The following is a 436-nucleotide window of genomic DNA, read 5'->3' as shown; positions in this document are numbered from 1 at the left end:
CAGCGGTCTTGCGGGAGCGCATGCTATTCATAACGGGTTTACAATTCTGGAAGAGTGCCACCATTTGTATCACGGTGAGAAAGTCGCCTTTGGTACGCTGGCGCAGTTGGTGCTGCAAAACAGCGCGATGGAAGAGATCGAAACCGTACTGAATTTCTGTCAGAAAGTCGGTCTGCCGGTAACGTTAGCGGAAATGGGCGTGAAAGATGACATCGACGGCAAGATGATGGCCGTGGCCAAAGCGACCTGCGCAGAAGGTGAAACCATACACAATATGCCGTTCCCGGTGACGCCTGAAAGCGTTCATGCCGATATTCTGACGGCAGACCTGCTGGGACAGCAGTGGCTGGCGCGTTAATCAGTCGTCGGTAAGTTTTTATCCGACATCTTCTCCCCCTCTGACAGTCTCTGCCGGAGGGGGTGTCTATGGTAAAAC

At 53.2% G+C, this 436-nt stretch carries 1 pseudogene; it reads left to right on the top strand.

Annotated elements, in window-relative coordinates:
* Window positions 1-358, top strand: a pseudogene (gldA, locus tag ACU8YC_RS28135) (glycerol dehydrogenase); the annotation flags it as partial.
* Window positions 359-436 lie beyond the last annotated feature (78 nt).

Source organism: Citrobacter sp. VF227 (genome assembly GCF_052950715.1).
This window is presented reverse-complemented; position numbering and strand designations above follow the sequence as displayed.